This window comes from Actinoplanes cyaneus, assembly GCF_016862095.1.
Lineage (GTDB): Bacteria > Actinomycetota > Actinomycetes > Mycobacteriales > Micromonosporaceae > Actinoplanes > Actinoplanes cyaneus.
In genome coordinates this window covers 191,178-216,276 of the sequence record NZ_BOMH01000037.1, presented here as the reverse complement: position 1 = coordinate 216,276, position 25,099 = coordinate 191,178, and the positions used below count along the sequence as shown (strand labels likewise).

The window sequence follows — 25,099 nt, the reverse complement described above, 5'->3', positions numbered from 1 at the left end:
CTGGGAAGAAAGGACAAGCGTGCACAGCGTTCTCGGTGACCGGAAATCGGTCGCCCTTCTGCTCGGACCGGCGCTGCTGGTCTATTCCCTGGTCATGCTGGTGCCGATGCTGTGGTCGCTGGGCTACACGTTCTACACCGGCAGCGTGATCTCCGGATTCACGTTCACCGGGCTCGACAACTTCACCAAGCTCTTCGACGATCCGGCCCTGCCGAGCTCGCTGTGGTTCACCGTCAAGTACGCCGTGGTGATCACCGCCGGTCAGGTCCTGATGGGCTACCTGCTGGCACTGCTCTACGTGTTCTTCCTGCGCCGGGCCGGGTCCGTCGTGCGTACGCTCATCTTCTTCCCGGTCATCCTGCCGACCGTCGCGGTCGCGCTGCTGTTCCAGAAGTTCTTCGAGTTCGCCCCGCAGACCGGGCCGGTCAACGCGCTGATCGAGGCGTTCGGCGGCACCGGCGTCGACTGGTTCGCCACCCCCGGGCACGCGTTCCTGGTCGTCGCGCTGATGGACATCTGGCGCTCGATGGGCTTCTACGCGGTCCTGCTCTACGCCGGGCTGCTCGACATCCCGGACGACCTGATGGAGGCCGCCGCGCTCGACGGCGCCACCACCTGGCGGCTGATCCGCAGCATCATCGTGCCGCTGTCCCTGCCGGTGCTGGTCTCCTCGCTGGTGTTCAGCATCAACGGCACGCTCAAGGCGTTCGACTCGATCTACGCCCTGACCGGCGGCGGGCCGGGCAGCGCGACCACCCCGCTGACGCTGTACATGTACCAGACCTCGTTCGCCTACGGCGACTACGGATACGGCTCGACGATCGCACTCACGCTGACCGTGCTGTGCCTGCTGGTCACCGTCCTCATCTTCCGCGCGACCCGCCGCGACGCAGGACAGGAGCAATCGTGAAACTCACCCGCACGCTGCGCCGTCTGCCCGGTCACGCCGTCGTGGCGCTGTTGCTGCTCGTGGTCGCGTACCCGCTGATCTGGTTGTTCCTGGGGTCCTTCAAGACCCAGGACGAGTTCCTCAACGGCTCGACCACCGCGCTGCCGCACAGCTTCACGAACTTCGCCAACTACTCCCAGGCCTGGTCGTCGGTCGCCACCTACCTGCAGAACTCGCTGCTCACCGTGCTGCCGGCGCTGGCGATCATCGTCGTGTTCGGCACCGCCGCCGGCTTCGCGCTGGAGATCCTGGTGTGGCGGGGCCGGCAGACCACGCTGCTGCTGTTCCTGGCCGGCATCATGATCCCCGGCCAGATGATCCTGCTGCCGCTGTTCACCGTCTACTTCAACCTGCACCTGACCGGCACGCTCTGGCCGCTGATCATCACCTACACCGCGACCGGCCTGCCCCTGACCGTGTTCATGATGGCCACCTACTTCCGGGCCGTCCCGCGGGAGGTCTTCGAGGCCGCCACCATGGACGGCGCGAGCATCATCCGCTCGTTCGTCTCGGTCGCCTTCCCGATGATGCGCAACTCGGTGCTGACCATCGCCCTGGTCCAGTTCTTCTTCCTCTGGAACGACCTGCTCATCGCGCTGACCTTCACCACCGACGACGCGCAGCGCACCGTGCAGGTCGGCCTGCTCAACTTCACCGGGCAGTTCGGCGTCGTCGAATACGGCCCCACCTTCGCCGCGATCTGCATCAACGTGCTGCTCATCCTGGCCATCTACCTCTTCCTCAACCAGCGCGTCATGCGCGGCCTCGCGGCCGGCGCGGTAAAGGGCTAGAACCTTGAACCACGATCACACTCAGCTTGCGCGTACGACAGTGAGCGCACCCCGCTTCGAGCACCACACCCGCCCGCTGGGCATCGGCGAGCGCACCCCCCGCCTGTCCTGGCAGGTCACGACCGAGCGGCCCGGGTGGCGCCAGACCGCGTACGAGATCGGGATCGGCGCCTGGACCAGCGGCCCGGTCACCTCGGCCGACAGCGTCCTGGTGCCCTGGCCCGGACCCGCGCTGACCTCCCGCGAACGCGCCGAGGTCCGCGTCCGGGTGTGGGGCGAGGGCGACGCGGAGCCCAGCGCGTGGAGCGAACCGGCCACCGTCGAGACCGGCCTGCTGGACGCGGGGGAGTGGACTGCGGCGTTCGTCGGCGCCACCGACGACACCCCGGGCGACCGCCGGCCCGTGCTGCTGCGCCGCGACTTCACCGTCCGCGACGGCCTGCTGCGCGCCCGGGTCTACGCCACCGCGCACGGCCTCTACGAACTGGAGCTCAACGGTGCCCGCGCCGGTGACGACGCGCTCGCACCCGGCTGGACCAGCTACCACCACCGGCTGCACTACCAGACCTACGACGTCACCGGCCTGCTCCGGCCGGGCCCCAACACGATCACCGGCTGGCTCGCCGACGGCTGGTGGCGCGGCGAGTACGGCTGGAACCGGATCGGCGAACGCTACGGCGCCGACACCGGACTGCTCGCCCAGCTCGAACTGCACTACGGCGACGGCACGACCGAGCGCGTCGTCACCGACGGCTCGTGGACGTGGGCCCACGGCCCGATCCTGCGGTCCAGCATCTACGACGGCGAACACCACGACGCCCGGGTGACCCCGGCCGGCCGGCAACCGGTCCGGGTGCTGCCACCGGCGACAGCCGAGCTGATCGCACCCGCCGGCCCGCCGGTACGCCGCATCGAGACGCTCGCCCCGGTCACCGTGACCCGCGTCGACGACGACACGCACCTACTCGACTTCGGGCAGAACCTGGCCGGGCGCCTGCGCCTCACCGTCGACGGACCGGCCGGCACCCGGATCGGCCTGCGCCACGCCGAAGTGCTGGAGAACGGCCGGTTGTGCACCCGCCCGATCCGCACCGCCGCCGCCAACGACGTCTACATCCTCGACGGCACCGGCACATCCACGTGGGAACCACGATTCACCTATCACGGCTTCCGGTACGCCGAGATCACCGGCTGGCCCGGCGACCTCGACCCGGCCCGCGTGGCCGCCGTCGTCTGCCACGACGACCTCACCCCGGCCGGCGGGTTCACCTGCTCCGACCCGCTGCTGCAACGCCTGCACGACAACGTCCGCTGGAGCATGCGCGGCAACTTCGTCTCCGTGCCCACCGACTGCCCGCAACGCGACGAACGCCTCGGCTGGACCGGCGACCTGCAGGTCTTCGCCCCCACCGCGGCCTTCCTCTACGACGTCACCGGCGGGCTCACCGACTGGCTCGCCGACGTGGCCGCCGAAACCGGCGACGACGGCCTGGTCCCGCTCTACGTCCCGCACATCCCGACCACGTTCCCGCAGTTCCACTGCGCGGTCTGGGGGGACGTCACCACCGTCGTACCGCTGGTGCTCCACGACCGCTCCGGCGACACCAGGCCGGTTACCGGCGGATACGAGACCGCCCGCGCCTGGGTCGAGGGCTGCCGCCGGCTGCTCGACGACCGCGACGTCATCTCCCACGGCCTGCAACTGGGCGACTGGCTCGACCCGGCCGCCCCGCCGGACCGCCCCCAGCAGGCGCGCACCGACCCGTACCTGGTCGCGACCGCCTACCTCGCGCACTCCGCGCGGCTGCTGGCCCGGCAGGCGACCCTGATCGGCAAGACCGACGACGCGACAGTCCACACCGAGCTGGCACACCGGGTCACGGCCGGCTTCCGCCGGGAGTTCGTCACCGCGTCCGGCCGGTGCGCCTCCGACACCCAGACCGCGTACGCCCTCGCCCTCTGCTTCGACCTGCTGCTGCCCGGGCAACGGGCCCACGCCGGCGAACGGCTCGCCCAGCTCGTGCGCGAAGCCGAGTTCCGGATCGGCACCGGATTCGCGGGCACACCCCTGATCCTGGACGCGCTCACCGCCACCGGTCACCTCGAGGAGGCGTACCGGCTGCTGCTGTCCACGGACTGCCCGTCCTGGCTGTACCCGGTCACCATGGGCGCCACCACGATCTGGGAACGCTGGGACAGCATGCTGCCCGACGGCACGATCAACCCCGGCGACATGACCTCGTTCAACCACTACGCGCTCGGCGCGGTCGCCGACTGGCTGCACCGCACCGTCGCCGGGCTGGCGCCGGCCGCGGCCGGATACCGGTCACTGCGGATCGCGCCGCAACCGGGTGGGGGCCTGACCCGGGCCTCGGCGTGGCACCTCACGCCGTACGGCAAAGCCTCGGTGACCTGGCGGCGCGAAGGCGCGACCCTGCACGTCGAGGTGACCGTCCCACCCGGCTGCGACGCGGACGTGGCATTGCCCGGGCAGACGTCGGTGACCGTCGGCAGCGGGGAGCACACCTTCGCGGTGCCGTTCCGCCCGGCCGGGGACGACCCGATCCGGCCGTTGCCGCCGCGCGAGCACTTCTGAGCCGGCCCGGCGGCTCCCGCAGGTTCGACCATCGGGCCCTCACGCGGGCGGCTCCCGTAGGCTCGACCGTCGGGAGCCGCCGTACCGGGTGGCGGCTAGGACCAGGAGATGGCAGTGGCACGCGCGACGATCCGGGATGTGGCTCGCGTGGCCGGCGTCTCCGACGGCACGGTGAGCAACACGCTCAACCGGCCGCACCTGGTCAACGCCGAGACCAGGGACCGCGTCATGCGGGCTATGGCCGAGGTCGGCTACGTGCCGAACGCGGCAGCCCGCGCCCTGCGCAACGGCCGCAGCCGCACCATCGGCCTGGTCGTGCTCGACTTCGGCAACCCGTTCTTCGCCGACGTCGCCACCGGCGCCGAACAGGCCGCGACCGAGGCCGGCGCCGACCTCGCCCTGTTCGACACGGGCCTGGGCCGGCACGACCGTGAGGACCGCCTGCTGCGCCACCTCGCCGAACGCCGGCTCGACGGGCTGATCATCACGCCCAACGACGTCGACCACCCACGATTCGCCACCATCGAGGAACGCGGCACCCCGATCGTCGTGCTCGGCCGCGAAGTGCCCAGCCGCCGGCGCAGCTCGGTGCGCAGCGACGACACTCTGGGCGGGGAACTCGCCGCCCGGCACCTGCTCGACAGCGGCCACCGGCACCTCGCCTTCGTCGGCTGGCGCCACGACGAGCGCTACCAGGGCGCCGGTCACGTCACCACGGCCGGGGGCGCCCACCTCACCTGGATCGGCGTCGACAGCGACGGCATCGGCGACGGCCTCGCCGCCGGCGCGCGGCTCACGGCACTCCCGGCGGCCGAGCGGCCGACCGCCGTGTTCTGCGCCAACGACCTGATCGCGACCGGAGTGATCCAGGCGGTCACTCGGGACGGCCTGCGCGTGCCCGAGGACCTCGCCGTCGTCGGCTTCGACGACACCGACCTGGCCAGTGCCGCGTGCGCGGTCGAGCTGACCAGCGTCCACCAGGCCGCGGCCGAGATCGGGCAGGCGGCGGTCCGGCTGGTCCTCGAGGAGATGAGCGCGGCGGGCCGCACCCCGCGCGACGTGGTCTTCGAACCCGAGCTGGTCGTCCGCGAGTCCAGCGCCACCCGGGTCAGACAGCGCTGAACAGTCGGTGGCCGGTTTCCGGGGGCAGGCGTTGCCTGCGGAGTCAGATGCGGCGCCGGTCGCCGGGGCGGCTGAAGGCCGAAGGGCTGTAGTAACGCGTGACGGTGCCGTCGGCGGCTGTCTCACGGCTGTAGTGCTTGAGGAAGTCCCAGAGCAGAGGCGGTTCCTCGGCGGTGGTGTTGTGGGATCGGTAGAGGTTCCTGGTGAGTTTGAGAATCGGGACGCGGGCGGTCCTGTCGTGCCAGGTCCAGCTCTGGAATCGGTGGTGGAATCCGCTGCGCCGGCCGGCGACGGTGTCCACGTCGGCGAGGGTCAGCCCGTCCACACCGAGGTGATACTGCGCCCAGCTGTCCATCTGGTTCTGCGTGTCGTCCCACAGCGTGCCGACGAAGCCCTGGATGTCGCCGTACCCGTAGATCATGTAGTTCGGGATCTTCTGCCGGCCGGCCGGGTAGGTGACGCCGTCGAGGACGACGGTTCCGGCCGCACTCGGCGCGGCCGGGAAGGAACTGGACGCGACCGCGGCGAAGTACTCGGGGAACGCGATGGCGAGGTTCTGCGTGACACCACTGCCGGCGGACTGGCCGGTGGAGTAGAAACGGGCCGGGTCGACGTCGTAGCGGACGGTGACGGTGTCCCGCAACTGACGGAAGAAGGCCAGTGAGTCACGGTGACTGACCACCACGGAGGTGCGACTGTACTGCTCGCCGACGATGACGAGGACGATGCCCTCGCGATCGGCGACCTTCCACCACTGGGTGGCGTCGACGAAGACCTTGCCGGTCTGGCTGTCGCCGGGCCAGACGAACACGACAGGCGCTTTGCGGCGGGCGGATCGGGGCCGATGGACGAGGTATTCGCGGACGAATCCGGCTACCCGCATGGTGTGGACCTCGATGCCGAGTCGCCGGAAGTCGGCCCGTTCGTAGAGCTGGTTGCCGTAGGCGAAGGAGTTTTCGTAGCGGGTGTAGCCGGTGAGGAACGCGATGATCTGGCCGGTGGTGGCGCGATGTGACCGGACGGCGACCCGGGAGATGGGCCCGGCGTGGGAGGTCATCCACCGGCCCGAGCCGGGGCGCTGCCGGTAGACGGTGCCGAGCACCCGATCGTGACGGCCTGACGGGACGGTGTCGTTGGAGCGTTTCCAGTACGCCAGGCTGGCCGTGAACCGGCGTGTGTCCGGGCTGATGTACCAGGTCGGCAGCACTGTCTCGGCGTAGCGGACGAGCCGGAATCCGGCGGGGAACTCGACCGGGGTGTAGGCCGTCCGGCCGTCGTACTGACGCGACGCGTACGAGGCGAGGTAGGCGGCGTCCAGGCCGGGGGAGTCCACGTACGCCTGAGCGATGACCTTGAGCGGGTTCGCGACCGCCCACGCCTCCAGGACCGGTGCGCCTGCGCCGTACCCGACGAGGTAGCTCTCGCCGAAGATCGAGAAGTAGTTGTTGGCCTGGTAGAAGCCGAGCGCCGCCGTCACATAGGCGGCTTCCGGCTCGGCCCCGGCCCAGCCCGACGGGCCCGGTTCCAGGACGAACAGGGCCTCCTGCCGCTGGTCGGCCGCGGCACGCCAGCCCGATGCCTGGAGGAACTCGGCGGTGTCGGCACCGTCGGGCACCGCGACCACCGTGAAGTAGGAACGGATGGGTGTTTCGGCCGAGATGTATACCTTCGCGGTCCGGGTGGTGCCGCCGACCTCGAACGACTTGGTCCAGTAGCCGGTCATCTCCCGCGGCAGCTTGTTGGCCCGTGAGTAGTCGTATGCGGGATAGGGACGGCCGTCGAGAGGCTTCGCCCGGTCGGGAGCGGGTGCGGCGTGCGCCGGGGCGGCGAGCGGTGTCAGCGCGGCGCCCGCGGCCAGCGCGGCGGTGCCCTGGAGCAAGCGACGTCGGTCGATGTTGGTCATGGCGCGACCGTAGCGGCGATCCGCTGTGCGGTACATCCGGGCCGACTGATGGCGCTCAATACGTCAAGTCGGTGCTTGCGCGTTGCGAAACGAGGAGTTTATCTGGATGGTGGATCGAAGCGCGGTACCGGAGGTCCGTCTGGTGGACCACAGTCGAGACCCGTCCGGCGTTGACAGCGGCCCGGCGACATTGCAGGCTGTTCGGCACGTACTCACCTGTTAGTACATTCCGGTCCGGGGAGGCTGATCGTGCTGACTTCGAGCGGCCGGGCGAACGCCGCTCTGGCGGCCCGCTCGGCGTGGGTCGGCAGTGCCTTGGAGTACTACGACTTCTTCCTGTACGGGACAGCCGCGGCGCTGGTCTTCGGCCGGGTCTTCTTCCCCGAGGGCGATCGGGCCGTCGGCACCCTCGTGTCACTGGCAACCTTCGGTGTCGGCTATGCGGCGCGCCCGCTGGGCGCGATCGTCCTCGGCCATGTCGGTGACCGGCACGGCCGTCGGCGGGTCCTGCTCCTCACCGTCGTGGCCATGGGCATCACGACGTTCCTCATCGGCTGCCTGCCGTCGTATGCCGTGATCGGGATCGCCGCGCCGATCCTGCTGGTGCTGCTCCGGCTGCTGCAGGGCTTCTTCGCCGGTGGCGAGCAGGCCAGCGCCAACTCCGCGACGCTCGAACATGCTCCGGACGGTCAGCGGGCCTACTTCAGCAGCTTCACCCTCATGGGCACCCAGGGCGGCCAGGCGATCGCCACGATGGTCTTCATCCCGGTGGCCGCTCTGCCGGAACACTCCCTGCTCACCTGGGGCTGGCGGGTGCCGTTCTGGATCAGCGCGGTCGTCGCGGTCGTCGCGGTGCTGATCCGTCGTTCGCTGCAGGAGACCCCGGTGTTCGTCCGCGGAGCCGAGCGCGACGACGTCGCCCGGGTGCCGCTCGCGGAACTGTTCCGGCACCACTGGCGGGCCGTGGCGCGGGTCGTGTTCGCCGCGCTGATCGCCACGCCCAGCACGATCTTCACCGTCTGGGCGCTGTCCTACGCGGTCAACACGCTCGGCCTCGACAGGACGCCGATGCTGTGGGTGGGCGTGCTGGCCAACCTGGTCGCGATGGCCGCCATCCCGTTGTGGGGCCGTCTGTCGGACCGGACCGGGCGCAAGCGGCAGTTCATCGCCGGGTCGATCGGCAGCGCGGTGATGACCTTCGCCTATCTGTGGTCGATCAGCACGCGAAGCTATGTGCTGATCGGCATTGTCGGTGTCCTGTTCTTCGGCGTCGTCTACACCATGACCAGCGCCGTCTGGCCGGCCTTCTACGGCGAGATGTTCCCGGCCCGGGTACGGCTGACGGGCACCGCGCTGGGCACCCAGATCGGATTCGCGATCGCCGGGTTCGTCCCCTCGATCATCGGCTGGGTGGTCGGCTCCACCCGTGACGCGTGGCTGGGCGCCGCGGTGATCACCGCCTTGCTCTGCCTGGTGAGCATCGTCGCGGTCAGTACCGCGCGAGAAACCTTCCGGGTGCCGACCGCGCGGCTCGGCGGGTCCTCCGAGCCGCGCGACGACGCCGCGAACGTGGCCGCCTGATGCTGGTCCGCGGCGCGACCCCGGGAGTGTCGACCGTGTACGCGCTGCAGTACGGGTGCCGGGCCGGCGTCCGTGGTGAGCACTTCCTCGGCTGGGACGCCGCGAGCGGCGAACGGCACGACATCGCGTACTACGCCTGGCTGGTGCTCTCCGCCGATCGGACGATCCTGGTCGACACCGGAATGGACCCGGCCGCCGATCCGCCGCTGACCGGCTGGTCGTTCCGGACGTCGGTGCCCGCCCTGCTGGCCGGCAGCGGGATCGCTGCGGCCGGCGTCGACACCGTCGTACTGACCCATCTGCACTACGACCACGCGGGCGGCGTCCGATCGTTGCCCCGCGCGCGGGTGTTCGTCCAAGCGGCGGAACTGGCCTACTGGGCCGGACCCGCGGCGAAGCGGAACACTCGTGAAGCGTGGCTGAGCGACCGCGACGATCTCGGGCACGTCGCGGCGCTGCTGGACACCGGCCGGGCGGTCGCCCTCTCCGGGGACCACGAGGTCGCGCCCGGCGTGTCGGCACATCTGGTCGGCGGCCACACGGCGGGAATGCAGATCGTCGCGGTTCGGACGGCATCCGGGCCGCTTGTGCTCGCCTCCGACGCGCTGCACTTCTTCGAGAATGCCGAGACTGACCGTCCGGGCCCGATCCTGCATTCGATGCCGGATGTCTACGCCGCGTTCGACCGCGCCCGTGAGCTCGCCGCGGGCGGCACGGTGGTGCCCGGCCACGACACATCGGTGCCCACCAGGCTGGGAATCGGGCAGGCGCCCTCCCTGCCGGTCGGGGTGACCAGGCTCGCCTGAACGCGCTCACCGTCAGTTCCATGCATCGTCGTTCGGATCCTCGCCCAGCACCAGTGCGCTCTCCCTGCACAGGTCCTCGCCGAACAGCTGGTTGCCGCGCGTATCGGTAGCCCACGTCTGATCCGCGAGTGCGGCGATCACGCGCCAGGAGCACTCCTCCTCGACCCGCCACCGCCTGACCTGCCGCGCGATCTCCGGCGTCAAGGTGATTCCCCACGCTTCCAGCACGCCACCATGGTGGAGAACACGGTGCTGGGCCGCATCCGGATTTGCTGCCGGCGGCCGGAGCAACGGACGTGGTCGCCGGATCGGGGCCTCGAGGAGTCCGAAACCCGTGATCCGTCCAGCAGAATGACCGGTGTGGATGAGAAGCGTGCGACGACGTGGTCCGCCGACCCGGCCGCGCCCACCTCAGGCATCATCATCGGCATGATCGCCATGGGCATGTCTGCTGCGCCCGGCGTGATCCTGCTCGCCTCGTTCTTCACGAGTTTCTCGTCGAAACTGTCTCGAGGCATGTTCCTGACCTTTGTCCTCCTGGACGTCGTTCTGCTGGGCGTGCCCGCCATCCTGACGGTGCTGATCTGGCTCGATTACCGCCGGAAACGGCGAGAAGTGGTCAAGGTCCGGCTGAGCCATTCCGAGATTGCTGTGACTCGGGCGGACGGCACCAAGGACCGCTACCCCGTCTCGGCGCTGACCGGAGTCGTGGTCGACGGCGAGCACTGGACCGACCGCGCTAGCCTTCGCACCACCGTGCTGAAGTTCCGTCGCTTGAAGCTGACCTTCGGCGACGTGGTGGAGCAGACCCGGCCGGGCCATGCCGAGGACGACAAGTCGTTCGGCGCGGCCCTCGACGAATTGGGAGTCCCGATCAAGCACGGTCTCTACATCGACTACGACACCACCGCCTGACGGTCACCGAGCCGACGATCAGCCGGTGCCGCGCTCACGCATCACGCTCGGCCGGTTCTGCCGCATACGATCCGCGTTCTGCGGGCCGATTCTGTGCTCGTTCGCCCGGGATGAACCGGTGGCTGCGGAACGGATCAGCGCTGGGAGGTCGACTGAAGGTGGGTCAGGGCTGTCACTGAGCCGATAGCCGGCCGGGATTCGGGATGGCTTGCGTACTGGTTGATGGCGTGGGTCAGGAATGCGGCGCTCACGCCTGCGGCCGGGAGCAGGGTGCGGCCACCAGCGCGGAAGCCGCGCTTGCGTACCAGGTCGAGGCGTTCGACGCGCAGAACCACCCGGTGGGCGTCACGGGGGTATGCCGGTTCTACCGTGGCCAGGGCTTCCCACGGTACGAAGAGACGCCCGTACACCTGCCGGTCGATGATCCCGTCCGGGGTGAGACGCACTCCGTACCGGCCCAGTGCCGCCCACCAGAAAGCGGCCAGTTGCCCGCCGATGATGACCAGGGCGGGTGCCGCGAACGCGAAGTCCAGGCCCGTGACGAGTCCCTGGGTTGTGGCACCCAGGAGGAACACGGCGAAGAAGGTGTAACCCGCGGACCCGAGGACGACAGCCGGGTTCGCCGGGACGTCGAGGGCGGGAACTTCGGGCCGTGCGATCAGCTTGGCCGGGTGGAAGGTGCGGCCGACGACGGCCGCGCACAAGATCAACGGAAGGACCGGCAGGACGCCGATCACGAGATCGAGCCGCAGGGAGTGGCCATCGCCTGCCGTGTGGCGAAGCACCTGGAGCAGGACCGCGACCGACAGCGACACGACCAGCACCGCCACCCGCCGCCGGGCCACCCACTCGAGGATGTTGATCATCATGGCGACAGGCTAGGTCGCGAAGGCCGCTCGCATAACCAGTTCTACGGGCACCGGTGCGCCACCAAATGGCTCGGGAGGGCTGGGCGGCAACTCACTCAGCTGCCGTCCGTGCGCTGTGCGATCGGTACTTTCCGGCGGTGGACGTCGAGCACCACGGCCATAGGCAGCCGGGACCCGCGCCGACGCGACGTCCTCATCTGCCGCTGAGCGAGCTTGTTCCGACGGCTGGCATGCCGGCGCCCGACGCCAGGTCAACGGCCGTTCGTCGACGACCGATCACACACTGATCGGGCCAGGGCCACCTCCCAGGCTTCCTTCGCCGTGCACGCGATATCAGGGATCACTCCCGATCCTTCCCAATTCGAGCCGGTGACGGCGTCGATCACGGTGCCCTCCGGCAGCAGGCCCACTACCTGGCCGGTCAACTGCACCGGTGTGACGTGGTCGGCGGCGCCCCGGGTGGTCTCGCCGACAATCACGGCACGGCCTCGTGCCTGGAGGTGGTAGGCCAGCGCCTCCGCCGACGAATAGGTGCGCGAACTCACCAGCACGGCCAGATCCTGGGTCACCGCCGAGCCGGCCGGGCGCGCGCGCGTCCACCACTGGCGACGCCGGTCCCGATAGATCACCTCGGACAATGCCTGCGCGTCGTCGCCAAGAAGACACTCGGCGATCAGCGCAAGAGTCCCCGGGTCGCCGCCCCCGTTGCCACGAAGGTCGAGCACCAGTCGCCTGGCACCGTGCGCAAGGGCGAAGGCAGCCTCGAGATACGGGCCGGCGAAGTCCACCGGATCGAGGGTGTCGAGAGTCAACGTGAAGGTCCCGTCCGCCAGGCGCCGCACCTCGCGGACCCCGGCCGCCCGGTCTCGTACCTGTTCCGGGCCGACCGGGGGCCAGCCGCGCGACCGGGTGTCCGGATCCGCCGTGGCGCCTGCGTCGAAGTGCAGTTCGAGGTGCCTGGTGTGCACCTGCGCGAGGCTTTCGACGGCACGGCAATCGGCTGCGGTCAGCAGTTCCGGTCGGTCGCCGAAGGCGGTTTCCAGATCGGCCGCCAGCCGGTCGAGACGTGGGCCTGGCGGCATGAGCCGGTGTAGCCAGCGGATCAGGTGATGAACGAATTCGGTGACCCCGGTCTGCTCGCCAATCCCCATGGTCAAACGGTAGAGGGCACCTGGGCGCCCGTCACGGTTCACCACTCTGCCCTCGGCAGAGCCATCGCTGACGCGGTTCCCGAAGCGCCGTGGGTGGTGCGCGCTCATCTGCCGCCGTCCGCGTCTTGTTGGCAACTGGACCATGGGCGTGGCGTTGCTGTGCGAGGATCCGCGGCGTGACGTCATCGGGGGTGAGGAAGGCTGACCGGCTCCGTCGTGCAGCCGAGTCCCGAACTCTCGTGCGCATCAAGCGGTCTCCGCGCAATGCCGACCGAGTCGACGGCATCGTGGTCGCCGTCGGCTCCCAGTGGGCCTTGATCGCGCGTACCGGTGATGGAGGCTTCTTCGAGGGTTCGGTCGCCATCCGCGTCAAGGACGTGGTGAAGGTCAGGAAGGACTCCTCGTTCCAGGAGCGCTTCGCCCGGACTCAGGCCGAGTGGCCGCCCACCGCCCCGCCAGGTCTCGACCTGGACACGACAGCGGGTCTGCTCAGGGGCATGAGCGCGATCTCGCCGCTGCTCGGCATCGAGCAGGAAAGACGGTTCCGCTCGCAGATGGCGTGGATAGGTGTCGTCGCCCAGGTCACCGAACGGTGGCTGTGGCTGCACGAAGTTCGCCCGGATGCCACCTGGCACAAGCGGCCGCGCGGCTACAAGCTTCGCCGGATCACCAAGGTCTTCATGTCGGATCGCTACCTCACCGCCCTCGCCGCCATCGCCGGGACGGGCCCCGCACGCTGACACCGAAGGCGTCCTCAGCCGGCCGATTCCTCACCTTCCTGAGGGAGGCATGTCGTCGTGAACCGTCAGGGCTGGGAGCAGGCGGAGCGCAGCCGCGATACCGGCGAGCACGGCAACCCCGCGGGCCCGGCGGCGATTCGTTGTCATGGGTTGCGGTGTCGGCAAGAGTGGTCCGGAGCTGAGGAAAGGGAGGGAGATCATGGGGCGGTGGTCGGGACGGTCGAGCGGATCTGGCGGTATCCCGTCAAGTCCACCGGCGGCGAGATGGTGGACGAGGCCGCCGTGGATCTCCGGGGTCTGGCCGGTGACCGGCTCTACGCGGTACGCGACGCGGAGCGGTGTGTGATGACCAACGAGGCCCAGCAGGATCTGCCGCATTCCCCGCTGATCCTGCGAGCCGTCGCCCGGGCACATGACATGCGGCTGGACGCCCTGGCCACGGTCGCGCAACCGGGACGTGTGCGAGTGGGGGACACCGTCGAGCTGACCTGAGCGAGGTGCTGGACGCTCAGCCCAGGATGGCCGGTGGGCGCGCTGGCGAAGCAGGCCCGCCGTAGTTTCCGGACCGGGAACAACGCGCCGGCGTACGTGCGACGCCGACGCGTTGCGGCCCGACGGTCACCAGCCCACAGGGCCGTTCACGTCGAAGAAGCTGCCAGTGGGCCCGTCCGCCGCGAGCGTGGCTGCGCGCACGACGACCTTGGCGCCTTCAGCTGGGGGCTGCGCCGCAGGGTCGGGGTTCATGTCGGTGGCGTTGGCCCCTGGGCACACCGAGTTGACCTTGATCGGTGTGTTCTCGAGTTCGACGGCCAGCCATCCGGTGAGCGCGTTGAGGAGGGTCTTCGACGCGGGGTAGGCGAAGAACGGGAGCTGCTCGAAGGGACTGTCTGGAGACACGACCGTTGTGATCGACGCGAGGGTGGTGCTCACGTTCACGATGCGGCCGGCCTGTGCTTGCCGTACCAGCGGCAGGAACGCCTGGGTGACGCGCAGCGCTCCGTAGAAGTTCACGTCCAGTGAGCGCCGGAGCGTCTCCAGGCGCACCGTACTGGGACGGCCTTCTCCCTCCGGGAATCCCGCTCCGGCGTTGTTGACCAGCACGTCCAGGGCGCCGGTCTCGTCGCCGATGCGGGCGGCAGCGGCCCGGACGCTTTCCGTGTCAGTCACGTCGAGGCTGACCAGCCGCACGTCGCCGTCACCGGCGAGGTCCTTGACGGCGGCTTCGCCGCGCTCCTGGTCGCGACTTGCCAACCAGACGGTGAAACCCTGCCGGGCGAGCTGGCGTGCAGTCTCGAACCCGATCCCCTTGTTGGCGCCTGTGACGAGCGCCGTCTGCTTCGTAGCGGTCATGATCTCATGCTGCAGGCCAAGCGCTGTACGCTCCATAACGTGACGTCCGAATTTCTGTACAGATCGTCCAGGGAGTCCTCGCCGCTGGCATCCAGCGATCCGATCGCTGACGCCATCGGACTGCTACGCCCCCGCGCCGTGGTGGAGCCCGGTTTGCACGCTGCGGGAGCGTGGGCGCTACGGTTCGATCCGTTCCCGCATGTGAAACTCGGCATCGTCGTGCGGGGCGAATGCTGGCTGGCCCTGCAAGGGCACGAGCCTGTGCTGCTGCGAGAAGGCGACTTCTATCTGCTGGGCAACCCGCCGCCGTACGTGCTGGCCAGCGCACTCGGCGAAGAGCCGCGCGCCGCGACGTCGTTGTGGGACAACGCCACGAACGGCGCTGTGCACATCGGGCCCGAGGTCGAGGAGGACACCTACCTCTGTGGCGGGCACTTCTCGTTCGACGACACCAACGCCTCCATGTTGATCGATGTGCTGCCGCCACTGGTGCACGTCCATGCCGCGGATCCTCGCGGGAAGCTGCTGGCACACCTGAGCCAACTGCTGGTCGCCGAAGTCGAGACCACCGCCGTCGGCGGCTCCCTGGTCCTGGACCATCTCGCCCAGATCTTGTTCGTCCACATGCTCCGCGCTCACGCGGACCACGCCGACCAGCCGACCGGCTGGCTGGCAGTGCTCAACAACGACGGTATCGGAGCCGCACTGCGCGCCATGCACGCAGACGTGGCCCACCGTTGGACACTCAAGGAACTTGCCGCCATCAGCCGCATGTCACGATCGGCGTTCGCCTCATCCTTCAAGAGCCAGGTCGGAACCCCGCCGCTGGAGTACCTGATCGAGTGGCGAATGAGCCTCGCCCGCGATGCCCTGCGCCGCGGCACACGATCGATCTCCGAACTCGCGTTCGCAACCGGCTACGAATCCGAGAGCGCGTTCAGCACCGCGTTCCGCCGCGTGGTCGGCTCCTCGCCCAAACAGTTCCGCAACGCAGCACAGCACGCCATGAAGACCGACCCGAGCCAGCAGCGAACTCATGAGGAGTTGGCGACCGCACGAGCCTGACGGTGACCGCGACGACCGCTGGCGCCGCGGCTCTCCCACGAGGGGTGTCTCGCAGAAACGGTCCATTCTGCTGGAAGCGACACATGCGGGCCGGTCAGGACCCAGGTTGGTAGACCTCGATCTTTCCGGTCGGTCGCGGGCTGAAGCTGTCGTTGAAGAAGTATTCGCCGCGGCGCCTGAAGGTGTAGGTGAACGATTCTCCCGGCTGGAGGCGGATGTCGAACAGTCCTTCGAAGAACTGGGTCGCGCCGTGCACGTTGACGTTGTCGGCCGGGTTGAGGAAGGTGACCGTGGTACCGACCGGCACCCGCAAGTGGGTCGGGGCCATGGCGTTGACGGCGGTCGACTCGGTGCTGCCGATCGTTCCGGTGGCGGCGTCGTAGGTGCGGGCCAGCACCACGGTGTTGTTGACCGCGCTGCCCTCCACCGGGCGGCCGGAGACCGGGCGGCGGATCACCGGCGGCGGCGGTGCGGGCGCGGGTGGCACCGTGCCGCCGAGTTTGAAGGCCCAGAGGAAGTCTCCGCGCGGCGCCGAGTCACCGTAGGGGATGCCGGTGCCGCCCGCGTACACCGCGAGGTACTGGACACCGTCGACCTCGTACATGATCGGACTGGAGCTGATCGCGGCACCGGTCTGGAAGCGCCACCTCTCCCGGCCGTTGTGCGCGTCGAGGGCGAGCAGGTTGCCGTCCGGCTGACCGATGTAGATCAGATCACCGGCCGTGCTGAGCACCCCGTTGCCGTGTGCCAGCGAGTACGGCATGCGCCGCTTCCAGCGCACCCTGTTGGTGCTCGGGTCGACGGCGACGACCCCGCCGGTCTGGTACTCGCCCGGCGGGCGGAGCCCGTTGCTGGCCTCGGTGAGCGAGTGCGCGGCGGCGACGTAGCCGTACCCGGTGTAGACGAGTCCGGTGGAGTGGCTGAACGACTGGTGGTTCCAATCGGCGCCGCCGCCGTGGCCGGGAATGGACAGCACCGGGACATCCCAGTGCGGGTCGTAGAGCGCGCCTCGGACGTAGTTGGGCACCGCGCGGTTCGGGTCGCCGGGCACCGAGGTGCCGAGCGGCTGGTCCACCACGCGGGTCTCGGTCCACGGCCCCTGCCGCGGGAACGGCTGGGTCGGCCAGGTCTTCTGCCGGGGTTCCTGCGGCACCGGCACCTCGTCGATGCCGAGCGGCGCGGAGCCGTCGGTGCGGTCGAGGATGAAGTACATGCCGGACTTGCTGCCGTACACGACGATCTTGCGCATCCGGCCGTGGATCCGCACGTCGGCCAGGACCGGCGCCATCACGTTGTCCATGTCCCAGATGCCGTGGTGGATGGATTGGAAGTGCCAGCGGTACTGTCCGGTCGTGAGGTCGAGGGCGACGATCGAGCTGGAGAACAGGTTCATGCCCGCACGGCCGGAGCCGTCCTGCGACGAGTTGTTGCCGCGGGCGTTGCCGAAGGTCCAGTAGACCAGGCCGAGTTCCGGGTCGAGGGCCGGGTGGATCCACGGCGTCGCTCCGCCGGCCTGCCAGGATTCGCCGGCCCAGGTGTCGTTGCCGAGCTCGCCGGGGCCGGGCGTGCCCCAGAAGTTCCAGACCAGTGAGCCGTCGGCGGCGCTCAGCGCCAGTGCGGCGGCGCGGGCGCTGTCGTGGGTTCCGACGTGCAGCAGGCCGTCGTGGTAGGTGATGGCGACCTTCTCCATGGTTCCGTACCCGGTGATCTGTCGCTCCCAGACGACCGTGCCGGTGGCCTGGTCCAGCGCGATCATCCAGTTGCCCTTGCCGTGGGTGAAGACCCGGCCCTCGCCGACGGCCACGCCGCGCCTGGTCACCGTGCCCCGCGTCTGGGTGTACTTCCACTTGGTCTGCCCGGTGCGCCCGTCGACGGCGAAGACGTTGCCCAGCGCCGACTCGATGTAGAGCACGCCATCGACCACGACCGCGGTGCTCTGGTTGGTGCCGGTGGTCAGGCCGCCCTCGATCCGGTTGACCCAGGCGGCACCGAGCCGGCTGACGGTGCCGAGGTGGATGTCGTCGAGTGCCGAGTAGTTCTGGTTGCCGTAGTTGCCGCCGACCTTGGGGAAGTCCTTGCCGCCCGGTGTCGTGCAGGACCGTGCCGGTGAGGGCGCGGCGGTCGCGGGGAGCGGAGTCAGTGTCGCCGCGGCGGCCGTGACGGCGACTCCGCGGAGGACGTCGCGCCGGGGAACCTCGATTGCCACGTCAGATCCTTTCTCGACAACGGACCACTAGGCGGACCGGAGGATCCGCTGGATGGGTCACGTCAACGTAACCCCGGCATTGATCGATGGCAATGAGTTCTTCATCGGCGTTGCAGGTGCCCGCGTGTCGCCGCGATGGCCTGCCGGGCGTGTTCCTTGCCGCCGACCTGGGCGACCAGCGTCGCCCGCGGAATCTCCAGCGCATAGGGAATCCCGGCCGGAAGAGCATCAAGGATGCCGCGTACGTCGATGCCGCCCTCGCCCGGGAACAGGCGCTCGAAGCGAGCAGCGTGGATGAGCCCCTCGTTGGTGTCCGGTACCCCGGGCGGCGCGTCGCAGACGTGAGCGAAGTGGAACCATGCGGCGGGCAGCTGGCGCAGGTCCGCGACGCTGGAGCCGGATCGCGCGAAGTGCAGCAGGTCGATGAGGATGCCGGCGTTCGGCTGGTCGGCGCCGCGCAGGACGCGTACCGCCGAGGGCAGGTCCGGGGTCTCGGTCCAGGAGGGGAACTCGAGGTCGACGGTCAGCCCGAGCGGCCGGGCCATCTCGCACAGCTGCGCGAACCGCTCGGTCTTGCGGTTGCGATCGGGATCGGGCAGCTGAGTGATGACATGGCGCGCGCCCAGCTCGGCGCCGGTCTCCAGGAAGCGCTGAAAGTCCCGGGGGTCATCGCCGGGGCTGATCCGGGCCAGTTCGATGTCCAGGACTTCGATGCCGGTGGCGGCCAGGCGAAGCTTGGTGGTGCGCAGCAGGGCGGGGTCGGTGGCCAGCGGATAGTGCGGCTCCTGCGTGGTCACGCGGGTCAGGCGCAGTCCGACGTAGCGGTAGCCGGCCTCGGCCGCCGCGTCGACCAGCTCCGGCGGCGACAGGCTCAGTGCGGTCAGGTGCGCCAGCGAGTAGTCCTGGCGTACCGGGGTGGACGCGGGGGCGTCGCGCAGGGTGGCCAGCCGGCGTTCCCGGTGGGCCGCCATCCGCACCGGCGCACTGACCGGCCCGCCGTACCCCGCGTACCGGTCGATGCGCTGCACGACGGCGAAGAAGACTCTCGATCCGAGCATCTCGGTGTAGAAGTGCAGGTACGCACCGTGCTCGTCGCGGTCGTACAGGACGGAGTTCGCCTGTAGTGCGGCCACGAACCCGGGCGCGAGGTCCAGGCGGGCTCCGAGGTCGGTGTAGTAGTTGTCCGGGATGGTGAGCAGGGGCGCTCCCCGCGCGCGCATCGCCGCGGCGGCGGCCAGTGCGTCGTCGGTGCGGAAGGCCACATGCTGAGGACTGGGCACGGCGGGCGCCCAGTCGCCGCGCCGTAGCGGTGCGGTGTTGAGCGTGATCCTGACGCGATGCCGCGGATCGGTGGCGGCCCGGCTCCGGATCAGTCCGAACGGCGCGGCGATCTCGGTGGTCGCACCGGCGCGCAGGCCGAGCACTACGCGGTAGAACAGGGCCGCGTCGTCGAAGTCGTCGACGGTGTCGGTGAGCGAGAGGTGATCGGTGCCGGTGACCACGGCGGTGGTCGCCGGAGCGTCGACGGGAAGGAAGTCCTGGGCCCAGCTCTCCCGGTCGGGCCCGGTGCGCACGAGGAAGACGGCGGTGCCGTCGGGCGCGGCGATGGAGGCGAGTTCCGCCTCCTCCGGCTCGTGCAGTCGCGGCAGCACGGGGGCCAGCAGCTGCTCGGCCCGCCGGGTGGACCGCGCCGGGTCGGCGGTCTCCACCGCGAACGCGCAGACCGACGCCGTGCCGGGGGTGACGGTTCGTTGGGCGTCGAAGTTCAGCAGGATGCGGGCGTCGGCCTGCTGCCACAGCTGCACCGGTTTCGACCGGTGCCGGCCCACGTGCGCGAAGCCGAGACCGGCCAGAGCCGTGGCCACCATGGGTCCGGAGGTCTCGTCCACGGCCAGTTCGGTGAAGACGATGCCGCTCAGCTCGGGCGCCGCCGGCAGCCCGGACGACGCGCCCGGGGCGCCGGCCGTTTCCTGCAGGGCCAGCAGCGATCGCATGCCGTCGATCGCGGTGTGCCGGGGATCGGCCTGCTGGTAGACGTCGTTGAGCACGTCGAGTGCCAACGGTCCGTCGTAGCCCGTGTCGAGGCAGTGGCGCAGGAAGGTGGCGAGGTCGAGGTGGCCGAGGCCGGGGAAGAGTCGATGGTGGCGGCCGCGTTCGGCCAGGTCCATGGTCGCTCGTGCGGCGTCGGCGAGCTGGAGGTGGAACAGTTTGTCGCTGGGGATCACCCGGATGCCGGACGGGTCGTCGCCGCGCGAGAGCACGTGGAAACTGTCCAGGCACAGGCCGAGCGCCGGGTGCCCGGCACGGCGCACGATCCGCCAGGCGTGCGGGTAGGTGCTGACGTGCCGGCCCCACGCCTGAGGTTCGTACGCGATGCGCAGGCCGCGCCGTTCAGCGCGTACCGCCAGTTCCCGCAACTGTTCGGCGGCGAGCTCGTCGTCGTCCACGGCGTCGGGTGACATCGAGGAGGCGACCAGTGCCGTGCTGGTGCCGAGCTGTTCGAGCAGGTCGAACGTGTGCTCGGCGCGGCGCAGGCCGGCGGCGAAGATCTGCGGTGGGACCGCCTCCAGGTCACCGAGGCCGGCGTAGGCGTCGACGGACAGGCCACGCCGCGCGCACTCGTCCCGGATCCGCCGTGGCGACCAGGACGAGGCGACCAGGTCGCTGCCGGTCAGTTCGATGCCGTGAAAGCGTGCGGCCGCGGCCGCGGCCAGCTTGTCCTCGAGCGTTCCGGACAGGCATGACGTGGCGATGGACTTCCGGTGGGCAGGCATGGGATCAACCCAGGAAAGTCGGCCGGACGGCGGGCGGGATCGGTCCCTTGTTGCGCCTGCCCTGCCCCATCTCCTCCCAGGCGTGGGCGAGGATGCCGACGCTGCGGCTCAGCACGAACAGGCCGCGGGCCAGGGGTGCGGGGAAGCCGAGTTCGGCGTAGATGACGGCGGTGGCACCGTCGATGTTCATCGGTACCGGCCTGCTGCGTCCGGCGTTGAGGTGCGTCTCGACGGCCAGGGCGGCCCGGAGGTGGTCGCCGGGAACCACCTTCGTCGCGACCGCCTTCTCGACCAGGGTCAGCAGCGGATCCCGGCGCGGATCGCGGGTGTGGAACCGGTGTCCGAAGCCGGGCAGGTACCGGATCCCGCGGTTGCGCCACTCCGCGATCACCGAGGCGGCGGCGGCGCTCAGCTCGAGCCCGGAGGACTCCCGGGCGCGGATCTCGTCGAGCAGCAGCACGCATTCCTGGCCGGCGCCGCCGTGTGAGTCACCGAGGGTGTTGATGGCGCTGGCCATGGCGTTGTTGAGCCCGACCCCGCAGGTGGCGGCCATGCGGGCGACCGCGATCGACGGGGCGTGCGGGCCGTGGTCGACCCCGGCGACCAGGGCGGCCTCGAGCAGTGCGGCCTGCTGGTCGCCGGGGTGCTCACCGCGCAGCATCAGCCAGATCATCGCCCCGAACCCGATGGACCCGATGAGGTCCTGGACCGGCGTGCCACGCAGTTCGATGCGGTTGGGTTCGATGCGGGACACCGCGGTGCCCCACCAATCAGCGGCCAGCGAATCCGTCATGGCGAAACTCTAGCTCCGGTCCGCTGAGCGGTCTAGCAGTACCGTACAGCGGAATTTACGTCGATGAAATCAACGGTTGTGAAGGGCGAGAGATCGTCCCTATAGTGAGCGGGACCTCACAGCGGCACCCTAGGTCCGCCTGGCGGACCATGCTTACGGCGAAGGGCAGGTCCATGGCAAAACTTCCTCGGCGCGCGGTACTTCGAGGCGCCGCCGTCACCGCCGCAGCGACCGCGGCCACTACCACCGCGGCTGCGGCGGTCGCGTCGCCGGCCGAGGCGGGTGACCGCCACGCCGGTGGGAAGGAGCCCACCAGCAAGCAGCCGATCACGACGAACATCCCTCGTGGTCAGGAGCAGTACTTCGACCCGTACTACAACGTGGTCCGCGGGCAGGTCCCGGCGTCGTACCACCCGTGGGTCAGCAATCGGCAGGACCGGGTGCTGCTCTACACCCGTACGGCGGGACCGCGGCACGCCCATCTCGGCCCCGCGCTCGCCGGCGGGCTGAACCCGGCCCTGACCCCGGCGCACGTGCTGCAGAACGCGATCGTCAAGTGGCTCGGCGAGGCCGGCGTCGGCGTCGACTGGACCGAGGACGTGACCCAGTTGCCCGGCATCGGCAGCCCGTACAAGGCAGTGATCTTCGGCAGCACCAGCCGGGACACGCTGTGGAAGCACGGCACCGCGGTGCAGCCCGGCTCGGCGGTGAACACCACCACCGGCGCGCATCTGGACGCCGGGAAGACCGCGCTGCGCCAGTACGTGCGGGCCGGCGGCGGCTTCGTCGGCATCCACAACGCGATCGGCGGCACCGAGTACAACTGGCCGTACTACGAGGGGCTGTGCGGCGGCACGCAGTACTACGACCACGGCGCGTTGCAGACCGGCACGGTGGTCACGCTCGCCAGGGACTCCTCGACCGCGGGACTGCCGGCGCGGTGGGAGTTCAAGGACGAGTGGTACAACTGGATGCCCTTCCCGACCCGGGTGAAGTTCCTGCTCGGCGTCGACGAGTCCAGTCTGGCCACGCGATCGGGCACGCACCCCGGGCACGGCAGGTTCCACCCGATCTCCTGGTGCCAGTACTACGACGGCGGCCGCTCCTGGGTGACCGCGCTCGGGCACGACTCGGCCGCGTGGACCGACGGCTCCGGCTACCCCGGGCAGGCGTTCTTCAAGAAGCACATCGTCAACGGGGTCCTGTCCGCCATGGGCAACCTCCCCTTCTGCGGCTGAGGCGGGCGATCGTGGAGAGACGCAAGTTCCTGACGAGTGCGGCAGCGGGCGCGGCCGGTGCGACGGTGGTGGGCCACCCGGCCCTGGCCGCCGGGCCCGCCGTTCCCTCGCAGCCGGCGGCCTTCGGACGTACCGGCAAGGATTTTCCGAAGGTCTGCGGCGACCTCGGCAACACCAATCACTCGAACCTGAGCCGGATCACCAAACGCACCGTCAACCGGCTCGGCGGCGCGTGGCACACCAACCTGGAGGGTGGCAGCACCGCCGCCGCTCAGCAGAGCACCGCGGTGGTCCAGGACGGTGTGCTCTACGTGCAGACCACCCAGCAGAACGTCTTCGCCGTCGACGGCCGGACCGGCGCGATCAAGTGGAAGACCAACCTCGGCACCAAGAGCACCAACATGCGCGGGGTGGCGCTCGGCGAGGGCAAGGTCTTCTCCACCTCGGGCGCCAACATCGTCTACGCGCTGGACCAGCGGACCGGCGCCGTCGTCTGGCAGAAGGCGCTGATCACCGCCGACGAGGGTGGCGCCGAGAGCGGGTGCGACCCGGGCAACGGCCAGTGCGGTGGCCTGACCGGGACCCTGGCCGGCGCCGTCGTCTACTTCGACGGGCTGATCTACGTCGGCATGCAGGGCAGCACCGGAGGGGCACGCGGACGCGCGTACGCGCTGAGAGCGGCCACCGGGGAGATCGCCTGGACGTTCTGGTCGGCGCCCGGGCCCGGCGAGTTCGGCAACGACACCTGGGCCGGCGACTCCTGGAAGACCGGCGGCGCCGTGCCGTGGATCCACCCCGCGATCGACCCGGAGCTGGGCCTGGTCTACTGGACCTTCAGCGGACCCTACCCGCGTACGGACGGATCCTCGCGCGCCGGCGACAACCTGTTCGCCAACTCGATCGTGGCCCTGGACGCCCGGACCGGCAAGCGGCGCTGGCACTTCCAGTCCGTGCACCACGACATCTGGGACATGGACAACGTGATGGCCCCGGTGCTCATCGACATCGTCGTCCAGCACCGTAAGCGCAAGGTCGTCGTCTACGGCAGCAAGGTCGGCATGTACTACATCCTGGACCGGCGCACCGGCGAGGCGATCCACGGCATGACCGAGCGGCCGGTCCCGCAGGACGAGCGGCAGAGGACCGCGCCGACCCAGCCGTTCCCGGGCGGCAAGCCGTTCGTCCCGCAGGAGCCGCGGATCGACAAGGCCACCAGGCCGGTGCCGTTCTACGAGACCGGCGGCCTCTACACCCCGCACTGGGACCGGCCGGTGATCATCTTCCCCGGCGCGGGCGGCGGCGCCGACTGGGCGCACCTGTCGTTCAACCCGCACACCGGATGGATCTACGTCGGCTACGGGCTGATCAACTCCGGCTATTCCAACGCCCGCGACGGGCGGGTCAACACGTCCCGGCCGCTGGGGGAGTACTTCGCCGGGGGCATCGCCGCGGTCGACCCGGTCACCAACACGCCGGTCTGGGTCAAGGACGGCGAGTGGTCCCTGGCCCACGGCAACGGGATCCTGACCACCGCCGGCCGGGTGATGTTCCAAGGTGGGCCGGACGGCGTGCTGCACGCCATGGACGACGTGACCGGTGACGTGCTGTGGAGCTTCCAGACCGGCGCCGGCGTGCACACCAGCCCGATCGCGTACGAGATCGACGGCGAGCAGTACATCGCGGTGCTCGCCGGCGGCAACGGCCTGCCGTACCCGGACATCCCCAAGGGCGACCACCTGTGGGCGTTCAAGCTCGGCGGAACCGTCGCGCCCGCGCCCGCCCCGACACCACCGTCGAAACGCAACGACGTGCGCGCCGCACCGGTCACCGGCGCCGCGGCCGGGTACACCGTGACCATCGGCCGGGTCTGGGACGCCACCCGCGGCGCACCGGGCGCCACGGAGAACACGGTCGCGCAGAACGCGATGTCACCGCAGCACCTGACGATCCCGGCCGGCGCCACTGTCACGTTCGTCAACCCGGCGGGCAACGCGTCGGCGCACGCCGCCGTGTCGTTCTTCGACGACGAGTTCGACACCGGGGTGCTCATGCCGGGCAAGTCCTGGACCCACACGTTCACCAGGCCCGGTACGTATTTCTACAACGATGCCATCTACCCCCAGAACACCGGAAAGATCGTAGTCACGTAATCGTTCCGCGAAGGAGAGTCATGCCCACGACACCGAAGACACCGAAGCGCCGCGTCTGGACCAAGCCGCGTACCGAATGCCTGGAATCCCGCGCGGAGAT

20 protein-coding genes are annotated in these 25,099 nt (G+C 69.8%); 12 read left to right on the top strand and 8 right to left on the bottom strand.

Annotated features, from left to right (window positions below):
• The first annotated feature begins 19 nt into the window (after nucleotides 1-19).
• The 4 genes from Acy02nite_RS25060 (at nucleotide 20) to Acy02nite_RS25045 (ending at nucleotide 5,458) form a co-directional block, all read left to right on the top strand.
• Nucleotides 20-910 (top strand): carbohydrate ABC transporter permease, encoded by an 891-nt coding sequence (locus Acy02nite_RS25060; protein WP_203744612.1) that lies wholly within the window; start codon nucleotides 20-22, stop codon nucleotides 908-910.
• Nucleotides 907-1,740, top strand: coding sequence for a carbohydrate ABC transporter permease (locus Acy02nite_RS25055; RefSeq protein ID WP_239175178.1), 834 nt, complete (start codon nucleotides 907-909; stop codon nucleotides 1,738-1,740). The genes Acy02nite_RS25060 and Acy02nite_RS25055 overlap by 4 nt, the downstream gene beginning before the upstream one ends.
• A 40-nt stretch (nucleotides 1,741-1,780) precedes the next feature.
• Nucleotides 1,781-4,336, top strand: coding sequence for an alpha-L-rhamnosidase (locus Acy02nite_RS25050; protein WP_239175177.1), 2,556 nt, complete (start codon nucleotides 1,781-1,783; stop codon nucleotides 4,334-4,336).
• Nucleotides 4,337-4,444: 108 nt separating this feature from the next.
• The gene (locus tag Acy02nite_RS25045) at nucleotides 4,445-5,458 is read left to right on the top strand and encodes a LacI family DNA-binding transcriptional regulator (protein ID WP_203744608.1); all 1,014 of its coding nucleotides are present in this window, start codon (nucleotides 4,445-4,447) and stop codon (nucleotides 5,456-5,458) included.
• A gap of 43 nt (nucleotides 5,459-5,501) precedes the next feature.
• On the opposite strand, the gene Acy02nite_RS25040 is transcribed toward Acy02nite_RS25045, so the two are convergent.
• On the bottom strand, nucleotides 5,502-7,361 hold the full coding sequence (locus Acy02nite_RS25040) for an alpha/beta hydrolase family protein (protein WP_203744606.1): 1,860 nt from the start codon (nucleotides 7,359-7,361) through the stop codon (nucleotides 5,502-5,504).
• Between the two features lie 249 nt (nucleotides 7,362-7,610).
• On the opposite strand from Acy02nite_RS25040, the gene Acy02nite_RS25035 reads away from it, so the two are divergent.
• Both Acy02nite_RS25035 and Acy02nite_RS25030 read left to right on the top strand, forming a co-directional pair.
• Nucleotides 7,611-8,942 (top strand): MFS transporter, encoded by a 1,332-nt coding sequence (locus Acy02nite_RS25035; RefSeq protein WP_203744604.1) that lies wholly within the window; start codon nucleotides 7,611-7,613, stop codon nucleotides 8,940-8,942.
• Nucleotides 8,942-9,748, top strand: coding sequence for an N-acyl homoserine lactonase family protein (locus Acy02nite_RS25030; protein WP_203744602.1), 807 nt, complete (start codon nucleotides 8,942-8,944; stop codon nucleotides 9,746-9,748). The genes Acy02nite_RS25035 and Acy02nite_RS25030 overlap by 1 nt, the downstream gene beginning before the upstream one ends.
• 12 nt (nucleotides 9,749-9,760) lie before the next feature.
• Here the strand turns inward: Acy02nite_RS25030 and Acy02nite_RS25025 are convergent, their stop codons facing one another.
• Nucleotides 9,761-9,976 carry a hypothetical protein gene (locus Acy02nite_RS25025; protein ID WP_239175176.1) on the bottom strand — a complete coding sequence of 72 codons (216 nt, stop codon included), beginning with the start codon at nucleotides 9,974-9,976 and terminating at the stop codon, nucleotides 9,761-9,763.
• 6 nt (nucleotides 9,977-9,982) lie between these two features.
• Here Acy02nite_RS25025 and Acy02nite_RS25020 point away from each other — a divergent pair, with 6 nt between their 5' ends.
• Nucleotides 9,983-10,663, top strand: coding sequence for a hypothetical protein (locus Acy02nite_RS25020; protein ID WP_203744600.1), 681 nt, complete (start codon nucleotides 9,983-9,985; stop codon nucleotides 10,661-10,663).
• A 134-nt stretch (nucleotides 10,664-10,797) separates the two neighbouring features.
• On the opposite strand, the gene Acy02nite_RS25015 is transcribed toward Acy02nite_RS25020, so the two are convergent.
• Both Acy02nite_RS25015 and Acy02nite_RS25010 read right to left on the bottom strand, forming a co-directional pair.
• Entirely contained in the window at nucleotides 10,798-11,532 is a 735-nt protein-coding gene (locus Acy02nite_RS25015; RefSeq protein WP_203744598.1) for a hypothetical protein, read from the bottom strand.
• 251 nt (nucleotides 11,533-11,783) lie between these two features.
• The gene (locus tag Acy02nite_RS25010) at nucleotides 11,784-12,683 is read right to left on the bottom strand and encodes a S41 family peptidase (protein WP_203744596.1); all 900 of its coding nucleotides are present in this window, start codon (nucleotides 12,681-12,683) and stop codon (nucleotides 11,784-11,786) included.
• Nucleotides 12,684-12,922: 239 nt separating this feature from the next.
• Between Acy02nite_RS25010 and Acy02nite_RS25005 the strand changes: the two genes are divergently transcribed.
• Both Acy02nite_RS25005 and Acy02nite_RS25000 read left to right on the top strand, forming a co-directional pair.
• Nucleotides 12,923-13,423 carry a hypothetical protein gene (locus Acy02nite_RS25005; RefSeq protein WP_203744594.1) on the top strand — a complete coding sequence of 167 codons (501 nt, stop codon included), beginning with the start codon at nucleotides 12,923-12,925 and terminating at the stop codon, nucleotides 13,421-13,423.
• A gap of 207 nt (nucleotides 13,424-13,630) precedes the next feature.
• Complete coding sequence (locus tag Acy02nite_RS25000) at nucleotides 13,631-13,915, top strand: MOSC N-terminal beta barrel domain-containing protein (protein ID WP_203744592.1); 285 nt, start codon at nucleotides 13,631-13,633, stop codon at nucleotides 13,913-13,915.
• A 126-nt stretch (nucleotides 13,916-14,041) separates the two neighbouring features.
• Here the strand turns inward: Acy02nite_RS25000 and Acy02nite_RS24995 are convergent, their stop codons facing one another.
• Nucleotides 14,042-14,773 (bottom strand): SDR family oxidoreductase, encoded by a 732-nt coding sequence (locus Acy02nite_RS24995; protein WP_203744591.1) that lies wholly within the window; start codon nucleotides 14,771-14,773, stop codon nucleotides 14,042-14,044.
• Nucleotides 14,774-14,812: 39 nt separating this feature from the next.
• Between Acy02nite_RS24995 and Acy02nite_RS24990 the strand changes: the two genes are divergently transcribed.
• Nucleotides 14,813-15,838, top strand: a complete 1,026-nt coding sequence (locus Acy02nite_RS24990) for an AraC family transcriptional regulator (protein WP_203744589.1) — start codon at nucleotides 14,813-14,815, stop codon at nucleotides 15,836-15,838.
• Nucleotides 15,839-15,932: 94 nt separating this feature from the next.
• On the opposite strand, the gene Acy02nite_RS24985 is transcribed toward Acy02nite_RS24990, so the two are convergent.
• From Acy02nite_RS24985 to Acy02nite_RS24975, 3 genes are all read right to left on the bottom strand, one after another.
• A complete protein-coding gene (locus tag Acy02nite_RS24985; protein ID WP_203744587.1) occupies nucleotides 15,933-18,044 on the bottom strand; it encodes an outer membrane protein assembly factor BamB family protein in 2,112 nt (703 codons plus the stop codon).
• 101 nt (nucleotides 18,045-18,145) lie between these two features.
• Nucleotides 18,146-20,818: a TIM barrel protein gene (locus Acy02nite_RS24980; protein WP_203744585.1), complete on the bottom strand. Its 2,673-nt coding sequence runs from the start codon at nucleotides 20,816-20,818 to the stop codon at nucleotides 18,146-18,148.
• Nucleotides 20,819-20,822: 4 nt separating this feature from the next.
• Complete coding sequence (locus Acy02nite_RS24975) at nucleotides 20,823-21,611, bottom strand: citryl-CoA lyase (RefSeq protein ID WP_203744583.1); 789 nt, start codon at nucleotides 21,609-21,611, stop codon at nucleotides 20,823-20,825.
• Between the two features lie 173 nt (nucleotides 21,612-21,784).
• Here Acy02nite_RS24975 and Acy02nite_RS24970 point away from each other — a divergent pair, with 173 nt between their 5' ends.
• Both Acy02nite_RS24970 and Acy02nite_RS24965 read left to right on the top strand, forming a co-directional pair.
• Nucleotides 21,785-22,849, top strand: coding sequence for a ThuA domain-containing protein (locus Acy02nite_RS24970; protein WP_203744581.1), 1,065 nt, complete (start codon nucleotides 21,785-21,787; stop codon nucleotides 22,847-22,849).
• Nucleotides 22,850-22,860: 11 nt separating this feature from the next.
• Complete coding sequence (locus Acy02nite_RS24965; protein WP_203744579.1) at nucleotides 22,861-24,999, top strand: outer membrane protein assembly factor BamB family protein; 2,139 nt, start codon at nucleotides 22,861-22,863, stop codon at nucleotides 24,997-24,999.
• The last annotated feature ends 100 nt before the right edge of the window (nucleotides 25,000-25,099 follow it).